At 41.4% G+C, this 20,252-nt stretch carries 17 protein-coding genes and 1 pseudogene; 6 read left to right on the top strand and 12 right to left on the bottom strand.

Annotated elements, in window-relative coordinates; genetic code table 11:
* Positions 1–118 precede the first annotated feature (118 nt).
* The 6 genes from ACE01T_RS13890 to ACE01T_RS13915 all read right to left on the bottom strand — a co-directional run bounded on the left by ACE01T_RS13890 (position 119) and on the right by ACE01T_RS13915 (position 6,441).
* Positions 119–1,141: a glycosyltransferase gene (locus ACE01T_RS13890; protein WP_395519484.1), complete on the bottom strand. Its 1,023-nt coding sequence runs from the start codon at positions 1,139–1,141 to the stop codon at positions 119–121.
* 22 nt (positions 1,142–1,163) lie between these two features.
* Entirely contained in the window at positions 1,164–2,117 is a 954-nt protein-coding gene (locus ACE01T_RS13895; protein ID WP_395519485.1) for a CgeB family protein, read from the bottom strand.
* 203 nt (positions 2,118–2,320) lie between these two features.
* Positions 2,321–3,199 (bottom strand): lysophospholipid acyltransferase family protein, encoded by an 879-nt coding sequence (locus ACE01T_RS13900; protein ID WP_395519486.1) that lies wholly within the window; start codon positions 3,197–3,199, stop codon positions 2,321–2,323.
* 184 nt (positions 3,200–3,383) lie between these two features.
* Positions 3,384–3,605 carry a hypothetical protein gene (locus ACE01T_RS13905; RefSeq protein WP_086197527.1) on the bottom strand — a complete coding sequence of 74 codons (222 nt, stop codon included), beginning with the start codon at positions 3,603–3,605 and terminating at the stop codon, positions 3,384–3,386.
* Between the two features lie 118 nt (positions 3,606–3,723).
* Complete coding sequence (gene aspS, locus ACE01T_RS13910; RefSeq protein ID WP_086197526.1) at positions 3,724–5,514, bottom strand: aspartate--tRNA ligase; 1,791 nt, start codon at positions 5,512–5,514, stop codon at positions 3,724–3,726.
* A 162-nt stretch (positions 5,515–5,676) separates the two neighbouring features.
* Positions 5,677–6,441, bottom strand: coding sequence for a DUF4184 family protein (locus ACE01T_RS13915; protein ID WP_395519487.1), 765 nt, complete (start codon positions 6,439–6,441; stop codon positions 5,677–5,679).
* Between the two features lie 142 nt (positions 6,442–6,583).
* Between ACE01T_RS13915 and znuD the strand changes: the two genes are divergently transcribed.
* Positions 6,584–8,626: a zinc piracy TonB-dependent receptor ZnuD gene (gene znuD / locus ACE01T_RS13920; protein WP_395519488.1), complete on the top strand. Its 2,043-nt coding sequence runs from the start codon at positions 6,584–6,586 to the stop codon at positions 8,624–8,626.
* A 107-nt stretch (positions 8,627–8,733) separates the two neighbouring features.
* On the top strand, positions 8,734–10,197 hold the full coding sequence (locus ACE01T_RS13925; RefSeq protein ID WP_395519489.1) for a phospholipase D family protein: 1,464 nt from the start codon (positions 8,734–8,736) through the stop codon (positions 10,195–10,197).
* 97 nt (positions 10,198–10,294) lie between these two features.
* On the opposite strand, the pseudogene ACE01T_RS13930 reads toward ACE01T_RS13925, so the two are convergent.
* Positions 10,295–10,755: pseudogene (locus ACE01T_RS13930) on the bottom strand (hypothetical protein).
* 184 nt (positions 10,756–10,939) lie between these two features.
* On the opposite strand from ACE01T_RS13930, the gene ACE01T_RS13935 reads away from it, so the two are divergent.
* Entirely contained in the window at positions 10,940–11,398 is a 459-nt protein-coding gene (locus tag ACE01T_RS13935; RefSeq protein ID WP_086197522.1) for an RcnB family protein, read from the top strand.
* A 77-nt stretch (positions 11,399–11,475) separates the two neighbouring features.
* Here the strand turns inward: ACE01T_RS13935 and ACE01T_RS13940 are convergent, their stop codons facing one another.
* Positions 11,476–11,973: a phosphate-starvation-inducible protein PsiE gene (locus tag ACE01T_RS13940; protein ID WP_200223139.1), complete on the bottom strand. Its 498-nt coding sequence runs from the start codon at positions 11,971–11,973 to the stop codon at positions 11,476–11,478.
* 179 nt (positions 11,974–12,152) lie between these two features.
* Between ACE01T_RS13940 and ACE01T_RS13945 the strand changes: the two genes are divergently transcribed.
* Positions 12,153–12,362 carry a hypothetical protein gene (locus ACE01T_RS13945; protein ID WP_180042865.1) on the top strand — a complete coding sequence of 70 codons (210 nt, stop codon included), beginning with the start codon at positions 12,153–12,155 and terminating at the stop codon, positions 12,360–12,362.
* Between the two features lie 69 nt (positions 12,363–12,431).
* On the opposite strand, the gene ACE01T_RS13950 is transcribed toward ACE01T_RS13945, so the two are convergent.
* From ACE01T_RS13950 to ACE01T_RS13960, 3 genes are all read right to left on the bottom strand, one after another.
* The gene (locus tag ACE01T_RS13950) at positions 12,432–14,213 is read right to left on the bottom strand and encodes an acyl-CoA dehydrogenase C-terminal domain-containing protein (protein WP_086197519.1); all 1,782 of its coding nucleotides are present in this window, start codon (positions 14,211–14,213) and stop codon (positions 12,432–12,434) included.
* Between the two features lie 168 nt (positions 14,214–14,381).
* Positions 14,382–16,184, bottom strand: a complete 1,803-nt coding sequence (locus ACE01T_RS13955; protein ID WP_395519490.1) for an acyl-CoA dehydrogenase C-terminal domain-containing protein — start codon at positions 16,182–16,184, stop codon at positions 14,382–14,384.
* Between the two features lie 297 nt (positions 16,185–16,481).
* Complete coding sequence (locus ACE01T_RS13960; protein ID WP_395519491.1) at positions 16,482–17,105, bottom strand: hypothetical protein; 624 nt, start codon at positions 17,103–17,105, stop codon at positions 16,482–16,484.
* A 134-nt stretch (positions 17,106–17,239) separates the two neighbouring features.
* Here ACE01T_RS13960 and baeS point away from each other — a divergent pair, with 134 nt between their 5' ends.
* Together baeS and ACE01T_RS13970 are read left to right on the top strand one after the other, a co-directional pair.
* Positions 17,240–18,901 (top strand): sensor histidine kinase efflux regulator BaeS, encoded by a 1,662-nt coding sequence (gene baeS / locus ACE01T_RS13965; RefSeq protein WP_395519492.1) that lies wholly within the window; start codon positions 17,240–17,242, stop codon positions 18,899–18,901.
* Between the two features lie 13 nt (positions 18,902–18,914).
* Positions 18,915–19,601, top strand: a complete 687-nt coding sequence (locus tag ACE01T_RS13970; protein ID WP_086175456.1) for a response regulator — start codon at positions 18,915–18,917, stop codon at positions 19,599–19,601.
* A gap of 74 nt (positions 19,602–19,675) precedes the next feature.
* On the opposite strand, the gene ACE01T_RS13975 is transcribed toward ACE01T_RS13970, so the two are convergent.
* Positions 19,676–20,252, bottom strand: a 577-nt coding sequence (locus tag ACE01T_RS13975) for a hypothetical protein (protein WP_395519493.1), incomplete at its 5' end; no start/stop codon positions are given.

Genomic DNA, 20,252 nt, shown 5'->3' on the forward strand with positions numbered 1-20,252 from the left:
AAAGATGCCCATAATGGCTTACTCAACAACATAATTCATAAATGAGTAAGCCTGTACCTAAAATTTATCGGATAACCAGTTGGTCTAACTATAATCAATCCTTGATTAATAAGAGATTTTATTTTTGGACTTTTGTTCTAAACAAATTATATGGAGTTGTTATTAATATTAAAAGAATAAATTGTATTATTAATTTTGATATATAAATAGGAGTAACTAAAATAGGTACTGTTTTGATAGCTAAAATACTAGTAGGGATTATTTTTTTATAATAACCTCTACGAATAGCTAAGGATGCATTTTTTCTTATTTCTTTTTCTAATCTTTCTTTATTTATGTAATAAGCTTGATTAGCTGCATTTACTTTCTTTCGATAGTTATCTAAAAAAACGGCTAAAGTTTCTCTGAATAAAATCACTTGACCGCGGTTTTCAAAATGGTCTTTCTTTTTTCTCGCCTGAGCAATAACACTAGTATCATGGTATCTAAAATAATTTAAACACTCATGAGAAAAGAAAATATCTCCTTGAATCACTATTCTGCTCCAAATATCCCAGTCACCTATAAATCTTAAGCGTGGATTTGCTCCACCGACATCAAGATAGGTTTGTTTTTTAAAAACTACGGCACTCGCATTTGGAATAGTATTTCCTGTGTTTAAAAACTTTTCAAAATATTCTAAGCCGCACATCTCAAAATCATTTTCAAATAAAGTCGGGTTAAGATGATCTGTAGCATCTTTCCATGAACCTGTCACTATGCCATTTTCATTCATGCGATAAGATTGACTATAGGCTAAGACTAACTTTTTATTTTTATAAAATGGAGCAACCAGCTTCTCTAAAAAGTGTGGATCAGCAACATCATCTGATTCTGCAATCCAGATTAAATCTCCTTTTGCCAGTTCAATCCCTTTATTCCATTGAAAAAAAGTTGAGCCGGAGTTTTTTTCATTGATAATACAATGCGAAACTTTTGGGTGGTTGGAATATCTTTTTAATATTTCAGCACTGTTATCTGGAGAGAGATCATCAAGTAGAATAATTTCGAAGTCGGATAAAGTTTGATTAAGAATACTTTTAATACGTTCTTCTAAATATTTTTCATGGTTATAACAAGGAACAATGATGCTAACAAACACTGAATGGGTAACCTATCTAGATCTATTGTGAAATTTGTGAATCAAGTAACAATTCAACCAGAGTTTTTAACCTATTTTTATAGGTGTGGTGATAATGGACTTTATCTTTTGCTAATCTAGGATTAATTATGGTTTCTTTAAGTTTACTTTTCAATTCTTGTGGATTTGAAAAGTAAATAATTTCCTCATCAATTTTAAATACTAATTCTAAATCTTCAACATATTCACTGACTAATATACATCCACACGCCGGTGCTTCGAAGCATCGCATATTCATACCTTGCCTAATATTTTTTTTGTTAATCAGATTCAAAATATATTTATGTTTTCGGTAAAGATCTGCTACTTGAGTTAAAGGAATATTGTATGGATGTATAATGCTATCTGCTTTTTTGAGTTTATCCCAACCTTTACCATAAATTGTAAGCGGAAGAGGAATTTGTTCAATCAGTTCTTGTCTGTTAGGTGACCATGCACCAATAAATAATAAGCGTTCATCTTTCGACTCATTGCCTTCAAAAAAGATATTGGGATTATAGGCTAATGGCAAATACAGGCTATTTGTAATACCTATTTTTTTTGCATCCTCTATGAAGCTGGAGTCTGTAAAGCAAAATAAATCGATAATCTCTTTAGATTTAGCTAAGCGTTGATCAAAGAAGTCACCAATCCAATGCGCTTTTTTACATGGATATTTTGATAAAACCTTTAGTAAAGAGGGTGAGAAGTAAAATAAATCGACAATTAAAATTAAGTCTGGTTGAAATGAATATAACTTTTTCTCTAGTAATTTTGCTGTGTATACGTCTTTGTTGGGAATAATTTTTTTTAAAAAACGTTCTAGTGTATTGTTATGATTGAGAGCAAAGCCTGAAATTACATAGTCAGCGCTTTGATCATTTGAGTCCAATATATTTTCATACCATTGGAGAATGCCATTTCGTTTGCCAATCACTAAAATCTTTAATTTTGCCATTATTATTTATCCAGATTCCTATTCAACACTATATAAACTATCCTATAAAATTACCAGTGCACCTAAAATACTCTTTAAGAAATAATAGACTAATGGGGTATTGGAGTATAAAGATATTATTCGCAAGTATAGAGTACATAAATAACCACTGAGCGACTAAAAATTAGCATGATTCTATGGTTGTGTATGGCAATATAGCATCGCTATTTATCTAGTGCCTGAGATGTATAAAGATTTTTATTCCCTTCAACATTTCTAAACCGCTTATAAGACCAGACATATTGCTCAGGTGCAACATTAATCATACTTTCAAGGTTTTGATTTAGGCTATCAACTGAAGTTTGTAAATCTTTCGATAAAATCTGATCGGATAGTGGTGAGCAATACACATTAAAACCTGATGTTTCATCACGAATACAACTGAGGCCCACTATATTGCATTGGGTCTTACTGGCCAGTTTTGACACCAGCGTAGTAGATAAGGTCTTTTGTCCAAAAAATTCTGAATAAATACCTCCCGATGCTTTCGGAAGATGATCTGGTAAAATGACCGTTAATCCTCCTTGCTTCAGATGTTTAAAGATGGCACGCACGCCATTTTCATCGGTGGGGACAAGCGTGGCATTCAATCGCTGGCGCGCTTCTAGCATAAAGCGATCCACCGCTTTATGCTTATTGGGCTTGTACATGATCATCGGGGCGGCATGTAAATTTAGCCATGCATTTAAAAGCTCCCAACAGCCCAAATGTGCAACCACAACTATAACGCCTTTTTTATTGGCTAAGGCTTCTGTAAGATGCTGTTCTCCATAAATATTTTTGATCTGATTTAAGCTGTATTCAGGTGGCATACCCCAACATTTGATTGATTCTATATACGTCATGCATTGACTTTTTAAGCTTTTCTTGATGAGAGCTTGGTAGGCTGTTTCATCCAGTTCTGGATAAGCCAGCTTTAAATTGATGCCAGTAATTCGTTTGAGTGAGGAATTGAAGGAGTACAGCAGAATTGCAATGCAGGATGCCAGAAGCTGTAAAAAAGACAACGGAAATCGGGAAATGACTTTGAGGAAAAAATACATAATGGCGTAACTCTTTGAAAACTAAACTGGTTATAAGAAGAAAATTTTGCAAAGAGTTTTATTACAGCAAGGATGCTGCTGCCCCATGTCTAAATCACAGATCAGGAGTTAAATATTTTCAGCACAAAATAAAACAAGATAAAACCACTGAGGAATGTCACCAGTCAGTGGCTAAAGAAGGGAGTTATTCGGCTTTGTCGGCGTTGCCTTTTAAAACCATATAAATCAAGCCGACAAAAATAAGTAAGGCCCCACCTAGGCTGCTTACACAAAAATAAAGAATACGTTGATTAGTATCCATGTTAAATAAGTCATTGGCCAAGATATAACGCATAAATAGCCACTGTACAATAGAAAACACAATGAGCATAATGCCACGATTACGAACAGCGGGACGCATAGCCATAGCTTGTTTAACTCAATAATAAAAAAACAGCATTATTATGCCACTACCCGGAATCAATCTCAATTCAATAAAAAACCCTGCATCAAGCAGGGTTTTTGATCACTGAATCAGGCAAGAATTAAGCTTCTTGTTGAGCTTCAGCTTTTGGTTTTTCACGTAAGCGAATACCCAAATCACGTAATTGATTACCTTCAACTGGTGCCGGTGCTTGAGTCAATGGGCATTCTGCAGTTTTGGTTTTCGGGAATGCAATCACGTCACGGATTGAAGATGAACCTGTCATCAACATGACAAGACGGTCCAGACCGAATGCCAAACCACCGTGAGGAGGTGCACCGAATTTAAGTGCATTGAGCAAGAAGCTGAATTTTTCTTCTGCTTCTTCTTCTGAAATACCTAGTGCTTCGAAGATTGCTTTTTGCATCTCGAGCGTATAGATACGAAGTGAACCACCACCAATTTCAGTACCGTTCAATACCATATCGTAAGCCACAGACAATGCTTGGCCTGGGTTGTTCTTCACTTCTTCAACACTTGATTTTGGCAGTGTGAACGGGTGGTGAACAGAAGTCCATTTGCCATCGTCAGTTTCTTCGAACATCGGGAAGTCAACCACCCAAAGCGGAGCCCACTCACAAGTCGCCATGTTCATGTCATGGCCGATCTTGATACGTAAAGCACCCATTGCATCGTTTACAACTTTAGCTTTGTCCGCACCGAAGAATACGATGTCACCATTTTCAGCGCCAACACGTTTCAACAAATCAAGTACGATTGGCTCGATGAATTTAACGATTGGAGATTGAAGACCTTCGATCCCTTTTTCAAGTTCGTTGACTTTAATGTAAGCCAAACCTTTCGCACCGTAGATACCCACGAATTTAGTGTATTCATCGATCTGGCTACGTGGAAGAGAACCAGCACCCGGTACGCGAAGCGCAACGATACGGCCTTTAGGATCTTTGGCAGGACCTGCGAATACTTTGAACTCAACGTCTTGCATCATGTCTGCAACGTCAACAAGTTTCAAAGGAATACGTAGATCTGGTTTGTCAGATGCATAGTCACGCATTGCATCTGCATAAGTCATGCGCTGGAATTTGTCGAATTTCACGCCAAGAAGTTCATCGAACATCTTAACGGTTAAACGCTCCATCAAATCCATGATGTCATCGTCACTCATGAACGATGTTTCAACGTCGATTTGGGTGAATTCAGGCTGACGGTCAGCACGTAAGTCTTCATCACGGAAACATTTAGCAATTTGATAGTAACGATCAATGCCACCTACCATCAACAACTGTTTGAACAGCTGTGGCGATTGTGGAAGTGCGTAGAAGCTACCGTTAGAAACACGACTTGGTACTAAATAGTCACGAGCACCTTCTGGAGTAGCACGGGTCAAGATCGGAGTTTCAACGTCTAAGAAACCATTTTCTTCGAAGTAGTTACGAATCAGGTTGGTCAATTTAGAACGGAAACGTAGGCGATCTAACATTTCTGGACGGCGAATATCCAGGAAACGATATTTCAAACGGATTTCTTCAGAAATGTTGGTATTTTCATCATTCAATGGGAATGGAGGCGTTTCAGAAGTAGCAAGAACTTCGATGTCTTTTGCTAAAACTTCGATTTGACCACTCACCATGTTGGCATTTTCTGTGCCTTCATAACGGCGACGTACACGACCTGTGATTTTTAATACGAATTCAGAACGTGCCTTGTCCGCAGTTGAGAATGCTTCTGGTGTATCTGGATCGATAACCACTTGAACAAGACCGTCACGGTCACGCATGTCAAGGAAGATAACACCACCGTGGTCACGGCGACGGTGTACCCAACCGCATAATGTTACGGTTTGGTCAATTTGGGCTTCAGTTAATGAGCCACAGTAATGAGTTCGCATCATAGCGTAAAAAATCCAACTATATGGGTTAAGGTCAGCGTATACGTAAACAGCGTACCGCTTTTTTCGAATGTTGAATTATGCCTCTTTGGGCATATAGTCACAAGAACTTGAGACAAAAACAGCAACAATTTAAAGTGAATAAGCGGAAAGTGGGCTATTTGATTAGCCCATGCGCCGATTCTGGTCCAGAAATAAAAACAGTAAACAGCCCAGGCTAAATACCATCAAAAAGCCCTGACTGAATTCATTGATGGAACGGCCGGTAAAATAATACAGCTCAGATTGCCACACCTCATCAGGAATATAGTGCATATAGTCCCAGACCGAGAACAGGGCAGTGAGGATCGACAGGCCGAATAAGCCCCAAGCAAAAACTTTGATTTTGTGGCTAAGGGCCAGGGATTGCCGATGGCACCGATAGTAATGCAGGCTCATCCATAAAATAAATGGCAGGGCTGCGAAGGAGCTCCCAAGCTGCAAAATGCGGTGCAGGGGATAGCTTTGTCCTAAAATCTGAAACTGCTGACTGAGAAGGTCATGCAAGGCAAAGGTACGAAAATCCACATGGGTCAGACCATCCCAAATCAGATGGGTTGCTGTACCCAGCATCACGGCCAGACAGACTCCTGTAAAAAACTTAAATGCTGCAAAGAAGCTGGTGATATTCAGTTCATGCCGGATACCGAGAAAGCGGTAGATCACCGGCCGGTAAATCAGATACCAGATGGCACAAAAAGCCAGCCCGATCCACAAGTCTGGATGAATCAGGGAGGACCATAAATGAGTGCTATTGGAATGATCCTGGCTAAACAGACGATAAAGGTCTGGCACCATGCAGCCAATCGCCAGTGCGGCAACCGGAAGCCGGTTTTCGGTCAGGTAGGAAATGGGTGGGGCAAGTACAGCATGAGATAGGGTAAAGGGCATAAATAAAATAATGTTTTAATGCGATAAAAAGTATTCAAAAACATTCTAATAAAATATGTGGCTGTTTATCGTAAAGGATTGCAAAAAAAATGCAATGTTATATTATAACGTTATTTAGAAATTGCAGCCTTGAGTCCGTTCCATGCTTGTTCATAAGAATTTAATTACATTCTCTATTTTTGCCGTCATTGCACCTGCTGTTTTTGCTGATGAGGATACTCAGACTCAACAACTTGCCACCCTCAAATTGCAGGCACATCCCCTGGTACAGTCGGCTGCAGATTTTGCAGTGGCTGATCAGGTCATTGATCATAAAAAGCTTGCCGAAGGTAGCACGACTATTGGTGAGGCTTTGGCAGCTGAGCTTGGGGTATCTTCCAATCAGTATGGTTCAGGTTCAAGCCGTCCGGTGATTCGCGGGCAAGATGGTGCGCGTGTTAAAGTCCTGCAACATGCTTCTGAAACTGCAGATGTTTCGACCTTGTCGCCTGACCACGCGGTGACGGTTGATCCAATTCTGGCAAAACAGGTTGAGATTATTCGTGGACCATCGACTTTACTGTATAGCGCAGGAACAGTGGGTGGTTTGGTCAATGTCACAGATAATAAAATTCCAACGCAAATGCCTGAAAAGGGTTATGAAGGTCAGCTAGGCTTACGTTACAATACGGGTAGTGATGAAAAACTCGCTAGTGCGGGTGTCACGGTTGCTTTAGCCGATCAGGTTGCATTACGGGTTGAAGGTTCAAAACGTAAAGCCAATGACTATATTGCACCGGATTATTTTCATGATCATGAAGGCGAATTAGAAAAAGAACGCCGTGTCGGGAATACCTTTGCTGAAGGTGAAACGGTCAATGTTGGATTGTCCTGGATTCATGACCGAGGCTTTAGCGGCATTTCATACAGTAACCGTCAGGACCAGTATGGTTTACCGGGGCATAGTCATGAATATGAAGATTGTCAGGTGTCCGGTAATGCCTTAATTGGCTGTGGCCAGCAACCCGGGCATACGCATGAAGAGCATGCGGCGGGACCATGGGTCGATTTAAAATCAGAACGTTATGATTTCCGTACCGAACTCAATGATCCTTTTGCCGGTTTTCAAAAGCTTCGTGCCCATGCCAGCTATACCGATTACAAGCATGATGAAATTGAAGAGAATGCTGCGCAAACCACCTTTAAAAGCAAAGGCTATGATGCACGTTTAGAATTGGTCCACAATCCGATTGCAAACTGGGAAGGGATGATCGGTGCTCAATATAATCAGCAAAAGCTGGATATTAGTGGTGAAGAAGCTTTGCTGGATCCGACTAAAACCCGGAAGTGGAGTCTGTTTGCCTTAGAACATAAACAGTTTGATGATGTACATGTTGAACTCGGTGCACGTGTGGATCAGCAAAAAATTGACATCGATTCTGATAAAAAAGACTTTGATGATTATGGTTTTTCCTACTCAGGCGCGCTGAACTGGGAATTTGTACCCAACTATAAATTATCGCTGGTCGGTTCTCATCAAGAACGTCTGCCTTTGGCGCAAGAACTGTATGCCAATGGCAAACATTTTGCGACCAACACTTATGAACGCGGCAATGAAAATCTGGCTGCAGAAAAATCCAATAATCTGGAGCTTGGTCTGCATTATGAAAATGGTCCGCTGGATTATCATGTGCATGTCTATCACAACTGGTTTGATCACTATATTTATGCCCAAACCCTGGATAATTTTAAAGATTTCCGCCTGGTTGAATATACCCAAGACAAAGCCAAGTTCTATGGAGCCGAAGCAGCGGCCTCTTATGCTCTAAACGATACCTACAAAGTGGGTGTGTTTGGGGATTATGTGCGTGGCAAAATCGAGAATGAAAATGCACCTCGTGTTCCGGCAGGTCGTCTAGGTACCAAAGTAGACGCAAGCTTTGACGATCACTGGTCGGGTCTGGCTGAGTATTACCATGTGTTTAATCAGGACAAAATTGCCAGCTATGAGGATGAAACTCAGGGCTATAACATGGTTAATCTGGGCTTGAGTTATGCCAATACTTTTGCTGATAAAAATACTTATCGTGTCTACTTTAAAGCCAATAACCTGCTGGATGATCAAGTTTATTCACATGCTTCATTCCTGTCGAATATTCCGCAAGTGGGACGTAACTTTACTGTTGGTCTAGAATTCGGTTTCTAGGCAAAAGTCATCCTGAAATCTGCTGATTCAAGCAGGTGAAACAGAAATCCTCTTGATAAATCAAGCAATAAAACCTAGTCTGATGATATTGGACTAGGTTTTTTGTTATGCGTATTTTTCAACGAATTCATCAGAAATTGAATTGGTCAGGCCGTCGTTATGCCGGCGTGATCATCGGTTTGCTGGCATTGGGATATCTATCATCGGCCATTTATCATACCTATAAACCCTTGCCTGAAGGCCTGAATTTTACCGGTAAGTTACGTCATGCCGAGGTGAAGTTTATTGCAGATCAAACCTATCTGGATGCAAGTGGAAAACAGCAGCAAAACCATCATATTTTTAATCAAATGTTAAAATTGATTGATGAAGCGCAAACCACCATTGTACTGGACATGTTCTTGTTCAATAGTGAAGTCGGCGAGTCAACGCTATCTCATCAGGCATTGGCGCAACAACTCACGGATGCCTTGATTTTAAAACGCGGTGTGCAGCCCAATATTGAAATTAAGGTGATTACCGACCCGATTAATTCAGTCTATGGTGGTCTTGCGCCCGAGCATTATCGTCAGTTACGTAGCGCAGGCATTGACGTGATTGAAACGGATTTAAGACCGCTGCGTGCATCCAATCCAGTATGGTCTGGCTTCTGGTATCTCTGTTGTCAGGATGCCGGCAATAACCCTGAAAAAGGCTGGCTTGCCAATCCGTTTGGTCAGGAAAAAGTTACCCTGCGCAGTTATTTTAATCTGTTTAATTTTAAGGCCAATCACCGTAAAACTCTGGTGGTGGATACGGCTCAGGGCTGGAAAGCTTTGGTGACTTCAGCCAATCCGCATGATGGCAGTTCACGTCATTCTAATGTGGCTTTGCTGGTAACGGGCAATACAGCGATTGATGTATTAAAGACTGAACAGGCTGTAGGCCGGATGTCCAAAGGTGATATTCCAATGGTCATTATTGGCGAGTTTGAAGGGGATCGGTCTTTACCTCAAGTTCAGGTGCTGACTGAAAAAGCGATTTACGATGCAACACTCAAACTGATTGAAACTGCCAAGCCTAAAGAGCAGATTGATTTGGCCATGTTCTATTTGTCTGAGCGGCATATTGTCAAAGCCCTGATTGCTGCACATGAGCGTGGGGTAAAAGTCCGTGTCTTGCTCGATCCGAATAAGGATGCTTTTGGGCGTAAGAAAAATGGTATTCCTAACCGCCAGGTGGCTTCTGAACTGAATGATGCGGGTGTGCCGGTACGCTGGTGCAATACCCAAGGTGAACAATGTCATAGCAAGATGATCATTAAATCAAATGCACAGCAGTCTGACCTGATTTTAGGTTCAGCCAATTTCACTGCGCGCAACATCAAAAACTATAATCTGGAAACCAATTTGCGGGTAGTCGGTTCATCGCAGGCAGCAGTGTTTACCGATGCCCAAGCTTATTTTGATATGGCTTGGGCAAATTTGAATGGCAAAAACATGAGTGTCGATTACAGCCAATATGCAGATGAATCGACATTGAAATATGGAATTTACCGTTTTATGGAGTGGAGCGGATTGTCTACGTTTTAATTTTGATTTATGAATAGAAATCCCTCCTAACCTCCCTTTAAGAAAGGGAGGAAAGTCCCTCTTTGAAAAAGAGGGATTTAGGGAGATTTCATTTTTTTTAATTTTTTGGCTCAGGATTAGGCGGAACCATCTGATCCAGATCTTTGTCAGAGAGTTTATCCAGCTCTTTTAAATCCGTTTTAATTTTCTCCACTGGCTTTCATCTTCAACCGGCTGCGGTAAACGTGCTTCTAACCAGTCACAGACCACATCAGGTGAAAAATCGGGATGATTGCACTGAATGACCCAAGCCAAAAACTCTTTGGCTTCACCATTCATATAAGGTGGCGGAGAAACCGGCAAAAACTGTGTCGGTAAACGTTCATTCTTGGAAATGTAATTTAATACATGACCCAGTTCCTGTACGGTTTGCCATGCCAGAGGATGTTCCACATTGATTTGAAATTTAAACCACCAGGCATGTTGACCATCTGAACCATAGGCATTAATTAAAGATTCTTGAATACTTGGAACCTTGCAAAAGAATTGATGTAGGCGGTCAAAACTTAAATCAGACACTCTGTTTGATCCCATAATAAAAAACTGCATTTTAGCATATTCATCATTTGAGCCGGGATGTGTCTCAAGAGAAAACTCGAGAAATATTTCATTTACAAAACTTTGCATTTGCTGTTTTTTTATTCATTTTTTATCCTAAACTAGGAATTACAATAAGCTTTATAATGTATGGTGGGAGGCTCTTATGAAATTAACAGCTCTTTGTGCTTTGATTGGTATGATGCTCTTGGGGGCTTCTGCAACAACGCAAGCAGAAAATCGCTGGTCAAATTATCGTGGGGTAGATACTACTCGCTACCAGCCTCGTCCTTATTATCCGCAAAATAGTTATCCTCAAAATCACTATCCACATCAGCAGCAACATTATCCACAGCACTACCTGAATTATCCGCAGCGTCCACCGCATCATCAGAATTATCCGACCATTCAGAATGGCATCAGCATTCAATATCAGGCACCCACGACCATTACACACAATTCTCAAAGCTATAGCTGGGTGAATGGTGATCCGAGAACCGCCCGAATTGAAAGTTCAAACACGACCTTTATCTCCGACTGGCAACGTTTGGGTTTGCCTGCACCACCGACTGGCAGCCATTGGATATTTGAAAATGGTCGTTATGTGTTGGTGCCGAATCGTTAAAGATTCATTTTTAATGATTCAATCTCCCCTCTTGCGCCATATATGGCTCATCTTTAAAAAGAGGGGCTTTTAACATATTAAGCTAATTCATCATCTTGCGGTTGTGGAGTTTTATCTGCAGGGAGTGGCTTTTCTGAATGTTTATCACGAATCACAGACGGGTAGGTCCAGGAAGAGAAACGCACCACCAAAATCGAAAATGCCAAGATCAGGATTGAACCGGTAATAATCACCAGATCCATATCGGCTTTATGGTCATGCTGGATATCTGAAATAAGTAAACGAGTCAGAGCCGTAATGGCAATATAAATTAAAAAACGTACTGGCATGTGATTGGTTTTGAAGTAAATACCCACCATGGCGCCCAGTTCAAGATAAATAAACAGCAGCAGAATATCATCGATGGTCGCAAACTGTTTAATGGTTAAAATTTCAAATACCGTATGTCCGGCAGACCAGATCACCATACAGCCAATAATAAACAGGGCAATATAGTGAAAACTTTCTACGGCAATATTTCCGAAACGGTCAAGGAGGGTCTCAATCCTTTCAACTTTGTTATCAGGTTTTGGCATCTTTTCCTCCTGTCTCTTGAATGATTGTTTGTATGAAATTGATTATTAAATAGTATGCAAGTTTCATGCACATTAAAGAATAAAAAATGAAAGAGGATAAAAAATTAAGTGATTGTATTTTTTTTATACGAAATTCATGTAATGTATGAAGGGTTATTTCATTGATCAGGGAAAAGAAAATGTTAGCAACAATTCAAACAAAAATTGATAATTTACAAAATGGAAAAAAACTTATTTTGGGTTCAGGGATTAAAATGGATGAAATGCACAAGCTGGTTACGTTATGCGAACATCTACAAGCCGAGGGCGTAATTAAAATTGTGAAAATTAATCAAGAGGCACAGAGTAATAAAAAAGTTTCAGATTCCATTATTGTTGAAAAAATCTAATTGATATCTTGAGTCATAAAAAACGCCTGCATTTGCAGGCGTTTTTTTATTGCTTATCTTTGTGCAGGATTAAGCCTGGTTAGTAAAGTAGTCTTCAGAGAAGTTCATCACCACTTCAGCACCGGCTTTTACTTTAGTAATGCGCATTGCAAGTTCAGGCAGAATACGTTGTACAAAATAAAGCGCCAGCGACAATTTATTTTGATAGAACTCGCCGTCTTTGGCTTTTGCTGCATTGGCAATTTTTGCAAACATGTAAGAGAAGCTAAGCAGACCCACCGCATGCAGATAATCCACAGCTGCTGCATTCGAGAAGTCGATATTTTCTTTGCTAGCTTGCAGAATATATTGCGTTACCGATTCAACTTCTGCTGCTGCATCTAAAGTGGCATCTTTAATGAAGTTCAGATCCGCATCCAGGCCATTGGCAAAATCACGAATTTCCTGGATGTATTCTGCAATGAATGCACCGCCACATTTAATGGTCTTACGGCCAATCAAATCCTGGGACTGAACACCGTTGGTCCCTTCGTAAATCTGCGAGATACGCAAGTCACGGATACATTGTTCCATACCCCATTCACGAATGAAGCCATGACCACCGAAAACCATTTGTGCATCTAAAGTTGCGTTAAATGCAGTATCGGTCAGGTAAGCTTTTGCGATTGGGGTTAATAGCGCAACACGGTCATTGGCTTTTTTTACCGCTTCGGCATCGGTCGAGAACTTGGTAATGTCGAGCTGTTGACCGACATACACCGCAAAGGCACGAGAGGCTTCGTTGTTAGCACGCGCATTCAGTAACATACGACGCACGTCGCCATGGACCAAAATGCTGTCTGCCACTTTATTTGGAGATTTCACCCCAGAAGCACTACGACCTTGAAGACGGTCAGTCGCATATTGCGCAGCATTCTGATAGGCAAATTCAGAAGCGCCCAGACCTTGGATCCCCATAGACAGACGTTCATAGTTCATCATCACAAACATGGCAGCCAAGCCTTCATTTTCTTTACCGACCAGATAACCTTTGGCACCATCAAAGTTCATCACGCAAGTTGCAGAGGCTTTAATGCCCATCTTATGTTCGATTGAACCTGGACCTGCATGGTTACGCTCACCCAAAGAACCATCTTCATTGACCAGGAATTTCGGTACGATGAACAATGAAATACCACGTGAACCGGCCGGGGCATCCGGAGTTTTCGCAAGCACTAGATGAATGATGTTTTCAGCCAGATCATGGTCACCACCGGTAATGAAAATTTTAGTACCGGTAATGTTATAAGTACCGTCTTCATTACGTTCTGCCTTGGTTTTGATAATACCTAAGTCAGTACCCGCATGTGGCTCGGTTAAGCACATGGTCCCTGACCATTCGCCAGAGTAGATTTTAGGTAGATAAGTTTCTTTTTGCTCTTGGGAAGCATAGCTGTTTAATGCCATACCTGCACCGACAGACAGAAGCGGGTAGAGCATGAAAGACGGATTGGTTGCAAACAGCATTTCATCAGAAAGTACGGTCAGCATTTTTGGCATTTCCTGACCGCCCCATTCAGCGTCAGCACCCAGGCCAATCCAGCCGCCTTCTGCATATTGTTTGAAGGCTTCTTTAAAGCCAGCAGGTGTAGTCACATTACCGTTGCTATATGTTGCACCTTCTTCATCACCAGTACGGTTCAAAGGCAAAGTCACATTTTGCGCAAACTTGGCCATTTCTTCAAGAATGGCTTCTGCTGTTGCTGCATCAACATGAGCAAGATTTTCATTGTTTTGCCAGAATTGTTCTGCATTAAAAACATCATTAAGGATGAATTTCATATCCGCAAGAGGCGCATTATAGATTGGCATAGTGAGTCACCTGTTTATTGTTTGATTCAGTTCGGTTTTATCAGTCTAATGCATGAAAATTCATGTTGTTAGACGACTAAAGATTAATTTTTTGCATGGGTTATAAAGAAAAAGGACTGCCAAAAACATGACCGTCCTTTTTCTCACATCAGTTTAAGCATCATGCACTTAGAATGCGAAGTGTTCAGCATCTAAAGCAAGTAATGGCTCAACACCACCCGCGATCACGTCAACGTGTGAGCGAACGCGTGGAAGAATTTTCTTGAAGTAGAAACGGGCAGTGGTCACTTTCGCGTTGTAGAAATCTACATCAGTTGTACCTGCAGCCAACGTTTCTTGAGCAACCAGTGCCATACGAGCCCATAGGTAAGCTAAAGTTACGTAACCAGCGAAGTACAGGTAATCTACCGCAGCAGCGCCCACTTCATCAGGGTTTTGCATCGCACGCATACCAATCTGCATAGTCAAGTCACTCCACTCTTTATTCAGAGCAGCAAGCGGTTCAACAAATTCTTTCATTGCAGCATTGTCTTTGTGGGCTTCGCAGAATTTATGAATGACCTTGGTGAAGTCTTTCAACATTGCACCTTGAGTACCCAACACTTTACGGCCTAACAAATCAAGTGCCTGAATTTCAGTGGTACCTTCGTACAGGCAAGCGATACGTGTATCACGAACAATCTGTTCCATGCCATGTTCAGAGATGAAACCGTGACCACCGAATACTTGAACGCCGTGTTTCGCAGATTCAGAACCCGTTTCAGTCAAGAATGCTTTTGCGATCGGAGTTAGTAGCGACAACATGTTGTCCGCAGCTTTACGTTCTTCTTCAGTTGCACCTTGCTCTACCGTGTCTGCATAGAAAGACAATAAGTAAACCAATGCACGGCCAGCTTCAGCAAAAGATTTTTGCGTGAGCAGCATGTTGCGTACAGCAGGGTGAACAATAATTGGGTCTGCTTCTTTTTCTGGCGCTTTAACGCCTGAAAGTGAACGCATTGCCAAACGGTCTTTAGCATAAGCCAATGCACCTTGGAACGCGCCTTCAGAAGCTGAAAGACCTTGTACCGCAGTACCAATACGGGCAGTGTTCATGAATGTGAACATGCAGTTTAAGCCGCGGTTTTCAGGGCCAATCAGGAAGCCTTTTGCGTTATCAAAATTGAGTACACAGGTTGCGTTACCATGAATCCCCATTTTGTGTTCAATTGAACCACAGCGAACGGTATTGCGTTCGCCAAGTGAACCATCAGCATTGAGGTTAAATTTCGGTACGATAAATAAAGAGATACCTTTAGTACCTTTTGGTGCACCCGGAAGACGCGCCAACACGATATGAATAATGTTCTCTGCCATGTCGTGTTCACCAGCAGAGATAAAGATTTTCTCGCCAGAAATTGCGTAGCTGCCATCTGCATTCGGTTCAGCTTTGGTACGGATAATTCCCAGATCTGAACCTGCGTGAGATTCTGTCAAGCACATGGTACCGGTCCACTCACCTGAAACCAGCTTAGGCAAGTAAGTATCTTTTTGTTCTTGAGAGCCGTGATGTTCCAGGGTACGGACAGCACCGTGTGAAAGACCAGGGTACATACCCCATGCCCAGTTTGCAGTACCCACCATTTCAGAGATCACGTTGCCTAAAGAAACAGGCAAGGCTTGACCACCGTATTGCTCTTCAGCAGATAATGACGGGAAACCCAATTCGATATATTTTTGATAGGCTTCTTTAAAGCCTGTAGGTGTAGTTACCACACCATCATTCCAGGTACAACCTTCGCGGTCACCGCTTTGGTTGATTGGAGACAATTCATTTTCACAGAAGTCAGCCGCAGCTTCTAAATATTGATCAACCAATTCACGGCTTACGGTGTCAGAAAATGCAGGCAAGCTTGCATAATGTTGTTCAGCATTTAACAATTCATGTAGAACAAATTGCATATCACGTAAGGGCGCTTTGTATTGTGGCATATCGGTTTCCTCAATACTGGTTTAACCAGCGTTAATAATTCTAAATAAACATTGGAACGTATCTTCAATGACACGTATTTGTATGGCTCAATCGTGCAACATCTTCCCCCTTGGTACAAGCGTTAGGGGCTTTTTCTTGGTGACTGTAAAGTCAAAGATTTATAATTTGAAATGGCTAAGTATGTTGAGTGTAAATGCTTTTATGGCTTTGTGAGTGGCATAAATAGTCAAATGGTTTAATTTTTGACAGGCAATAAAAAAGGCGCAGAGCTGCGCCTTTTTAACTTTGGGTAAATTTTATGATGCAGGTTTTGCTGTTGTGGAACCCATAGGGGCTTTAGGCTGAAAGTGGACTTCACATTTACCATTGAGGGTGTGTGTGCCCATTTTGACTTGAACCGCCTTACCATGAGGTTGACCTTGGCAAGCTTTTAACATGGCTTGCTGATGTGCCTGGTGCTGAGCGAGGCGCTGGTCAAATTGTCTGGTCAATTCTGCGCGTTTGGCATCAGTCAGCGGTTCATCGTGTTGCATCCTGTACATGCCTTTCATTTCACCCTGCATGGCACGATGTTCGCGCCACATTTTCTTCATCTCTGCACGATCAGGAGTGAAGAGCATCACGCAAGTCCCATTAATGGTTTTTTCACCCGTCTTGATTTGTACCGCAGAACCAACGGTTTTACTCTCACAGGCTGTTTTCATGCTTCTCATCATTTGCTGGCGTTCGGCTCGGGCTTGCTGGAACTGCTCACGCTGTTCGGGTGTCATGTTGCGCTCATGCTTTTGATGATGATCTCGCATCATACGCGGGTGGTCGCCATCTTTATCCTGAACCGTGTTGGTCGATTGGCAGGCGGTCAAAGCACCCATACTGATTAGGCTTGCGCTCACTAAAGCTATTTTTGTCATGGAATTCATTGTTGTTATCTCCAATGAAAAAATGAAATTTGATAAGTTAAAGATTAAACAATAATGATGAAGAAACAATGAAGAGTATTTTTTTAGAAGGTTCGTTACAATAATCCATTGGGAAAAAAATTGAGACCTCACTTTTGAAGATTCGCCGTGTTCCGATTGCCTTACGCCTGTTCCTGACTGTGCTGCTCACCACCTTGGTGATTACGACGGTGAGTCTGGGGGTATTGCATTGGACCATGCAAAAGAACTTCGCCCGCTATGTGGCCGATGTCGAAATGCAGAAACTGGATCATGTAATCAGTAATCTGGCAGGCGTCTATGCAGTTTATCATGACTGGGGTAATGCCATTCAGGCGCAAATCCTGCAAATAGAAGGCACTGCTGCACCGGATGACTATGACCGTCTGTCTCGTTGGTGGTTACGCCGTCAATATGATATTGCCTTGCAGCAGCGTTATTTTCAGGACAATACCCTGCTGAGTGTGTCTCCGAGTTTAAATAAACCTGGGCCGAGCAAACCGATTTTAGACGCAGAAGAATTGCGCCTAATCGAGTTGAATTTACCTTCCGAGTATCAGCCTTTTGAAGGGCTTAAATTTCCACTCAGTGCCAATCAAAATATCTTCCGCTCTGACCGGAAAGCTGAAGATAAGCCTGCCGATGCAACATCCACTCAAGCTAAGAAAAAGCAGTTTATTTCTTTGCCGGACCGTTTGGGCTTAAGTTCCCGCTTGTCGCTGTATGATGCCAAAAAACAGTTTGTCGTGGGTGAGCCATCCGATATTCCAGTGTCATATCGTCCGATTATGGTGAATAACAAGGTAGTCGGTTATTTAGGCTTGAAGCCGGTGCTGGATCAGGATGATGCTTCAAGTATTAACTTTTTTAGTAATCAAAAACGTTATTTATTATTGGTGTACGGTTTAACTTTCCTGACCAGCCTGATCGCAGCCTTATTGTTGGCTACTTATTTTAAAACGCCCATTCAGCGTTTGCTGCAAGGGACCCGTGAACTGACCAAAGGCAATTTTCAGCATCAGGTGACGGTTAACCGCAATGATGAACTGGGTGATTTATCGACAGAATTGAACCATCTTGCCGTCATTCTAGATCAACATGAAACCTCACGCCGTCAGTGGGTGGCGGATACTTCACATGAATTAAAAACACCTTTGGCGGTACTGCAAGCACAAATTGAAGCGATGCAGGACGGTATTCGTAAACCGACGCCGGAACATTTTGAATCGATGCTGCGCCAGGTCACCAGCCTGAAAAAACTCACTCAGGATCTGGCCGACCTGGCTCAGGCTGAAGCACAACAGTTGAAATGCTACATGGCAGACGTCAATCCGTGGAATGTGGTGCTGCAGGAAGTTGAAAACTTCAAGCCTAAATTTGCCCAGGCTGATCTATCTATTTCGGTGCAGGGTGAAGGTGCGAATTTACAATTAGATATAGATCGTTTTAAACAAATTATGGTCAACTTGCTGGGTAACAGTATTCGTTATACTGAAGCATGCGGTGAGGTTCGTGTGCATACCGAGCAATCAGCCACCCATTGGAGTGTGATCGTGGATGACAGTCCACTTGGCTTGAGTGACGAACAGTTGGCACGTTTAGGCGAGCGTTTTTATCGTGTGGATGATTCCCGCACCCGCAGTACCGGTGGTACAGGTTTAGGACTGGCATTATCTGGTAAAATTGCGCAGGCAATGGGCGGACAGTTGAGTTTTGATCATTCTCCATTAGGTGGTTTGCGTTGCAAACTGACTTTCCCAAAACAATTGAACAAATAAAGGAATAACATTCATGAAACATGTCATGCTAGTAGAAGATGAAGTTGAACTTGCCCAACTGGTGCGGGACTATCTGGAAGCTGCGGGTTTTGAAGTCAGCATGTTTCATGATGGGCAAGAAGCCTATGACAGCTTTTTGCAACGTAAGCCCAGTTTGATGATTCTGGATCTGATGGTGCCACGTATGGATGGCCTGACCATTTGCCGTAAAGTGCGTGAACAATCCGATTTGCCGATTATTATGGTGACTGCCCGCACTGAAGAAATTGACCGTGTACTGGGTTTGAACATGGGCGCAGACGATTATATCTGCAAGCCTTTTAGCCCGAAAGAACTGGTTGCACGGGTACAAGCGGTGTTGCGTCGTCTGGATCGTCAAGTTGAGCCTGAACAAAACAGCCTGTTCCGGATGGACAAAGCCCAGCAACGCATCTGGTATCAGCAAAAAACCTTGAACCTGACCCCAACGGAATTCCGTTTATTGGAGTTGTTTCTGGAACATGTTGGTCAAGTCTATTCACGTGCACAATTGCTTGATCATATCAATCCGGACAGTTTTGATGTTGCGGACCGTGTGATTGACAGCCATATTAAAAACCTGCGCCGTAAAATTTCCGATGCGGCGGAAACAGGCAATCGTCATGAGTGGATTCAGGCAGTGTATGGTGTGGGCTATCGTTTTGAATATCCTGAGGATTAAGAAAGAAAACTGTTATTAATAACAAATAGCGAATAAAAATTTATTCGCTATCGGTTTTTTATAATTTTAAATATTCAATCTAAATGCTTCAAAATATGAAGCTCTGGAAATTCTTGAGTACAAAACAATTTAATTTGTTGAGCTTTTATAGAGTCATCTAAATCATGTCCCCATAAAGCTAAATAATAGTTTAGCTCTTCATTTTCATGATAGATAATCCATTCACCTGTTAGGTGTTTTTTATAAACATTTTTTTCAGGAGCTAGTCGATCTATATAGGGAGTCCAAAGATTTTTTCCGAGAATGGTTAGAGCTTGATAAATTGTAATCTCTTTACCTTGTAACTTTTGAAGTTCAGAAGCTTCTTCTCTAATTTTTTTCTGTACCGTTGTTTTATTTATTTCATCTAAACAATTTTTTTTTAAACTATTTATACTATCTTGATGATAGTGTTTCTTTTTTAATCCTTTAAGGTGTTCTTCTTTCAATATTTTAGGCTTACCTGTAAGAGATTTATATTCAACAACATTTTCAAGTATTTCAATTTCATTAGGGTCTGTTGACATTTGTTGCTTAAAAAAATAGCGAGATAGTAAAATTAAATCGCCAAACCCAATTTTACTCTCGCTATGCCTCGTACAATGCTGAATG

The organism is Acinetobacter uliginosus (genome assembly GCF_044130295.1).
Lineage (GTDB): Bacteria > Pseudomonadota > Gammaproteobacteria > Pseudomonadales > Moraxellaceae > Acinetobacter.

Excerpts from the sequence above, each read along its gene's own strand:
- ACE01T_RS13895 (WP_395519485.1), bottom strand. The coding sequence starts at position 2,117 with ATGGCAAAATTAAAGATTTTAGTGATTGGCAAACGAAATGGCATTCTC.
- ACE01T_RS13900 (WP_395519486.1), bottom strand. The coding sequence starts at position 3,199 with ATGTATTTTTTCCTCAAAGTCATTTCCCGATTTCCGTTGTCTTTTTTA.
- ACE01T_RS13905 (WP_086197527.1), bottom strand. The coding sequence starts at position 3,605 with ATGGCTATGCGTCCCGCTGTTCGTAATCGTGGCATTATGCTCATTGTG.
- aspS (WP_086197526.1), bottom strand. The coding sequence starts at position 5,514 with ATGATGCGAACTCATTACTGTGGCTCATTAACTGAAGCCCAAATTGAC.
- ACE01T_RS13915 (WP_395519487.1), bottom strand. The coding sequence starts at position 6,441 with ATGCCCTTTACCCTATCTCATGCTGTACTTGCCCCACCCATTTCCTAC.
- znuD (WP_395519488.1), top strand. The coding sequence starts at position 6,584 with ATGCTTGTTCATAAGAATTTAATTACATTCTCTATTTTTGCCGTCATT.
- ACE01T_RS13925 (WP_395519489.1), top strand. The coding sequence starts at position 8,734 with ATGCGTATTTTTCAACGAATTCATCAGAAATTGAATTGGTCAGGCCGT.
- ACE01T_RS13935 (WP_086197522.1), top strand. The coding sequence starts at position 10,940 with ATGAAATTAACAGCTCTTTGTGCTTTGATTGGTATGATGCTCTTGGGG.
- ACE01T_RS13940 (WP_200223139.1), bottom strand. The coding sequence starts at position 11,973 with ATGCCAAAACCTGATAACAAAGTTGAAAGGATTGAGACCCTCCTTGAC.
- ACE01T_RS13945 (WP_180042865.1), top strand. The coding sequence starts at position 12,153 with ATGTTAGCAACAATTCAAACAAAAATTGATAATTTACAAAATGGAAAA.
- ACE01T_RS13950 (WP_086197519.1), bottom strand. The coding sequence starts at position 14,213 with ATGCCAATCTATAATGCGCCTCTTGCGGATATGAAATTCATCCTTAAT.
- ACE01T_RS13955 (WP_395519490.1), bottom strand. The coding sequence starts at position 16,184 with ATGCCACAATACAAAGCGCCCTTACGTGATATGCAATTTGTTCTACAT.
- ACE01T_RS13960 (WP_395519491.1), bottom strand. The coding sequence starts at position 17,105 with ATGAATTCCATGACAAAAATAGCTTTAGTGAGCGCAAGCCTAATCAGT.
- ACE01T_RS13970 (WP_086175456.1), top strand. The coding sequence starts at position 18,915 with ATGAAACATGTCATGCTAGTAGAAGATGAAGTTGAACTTGCCCAACTG.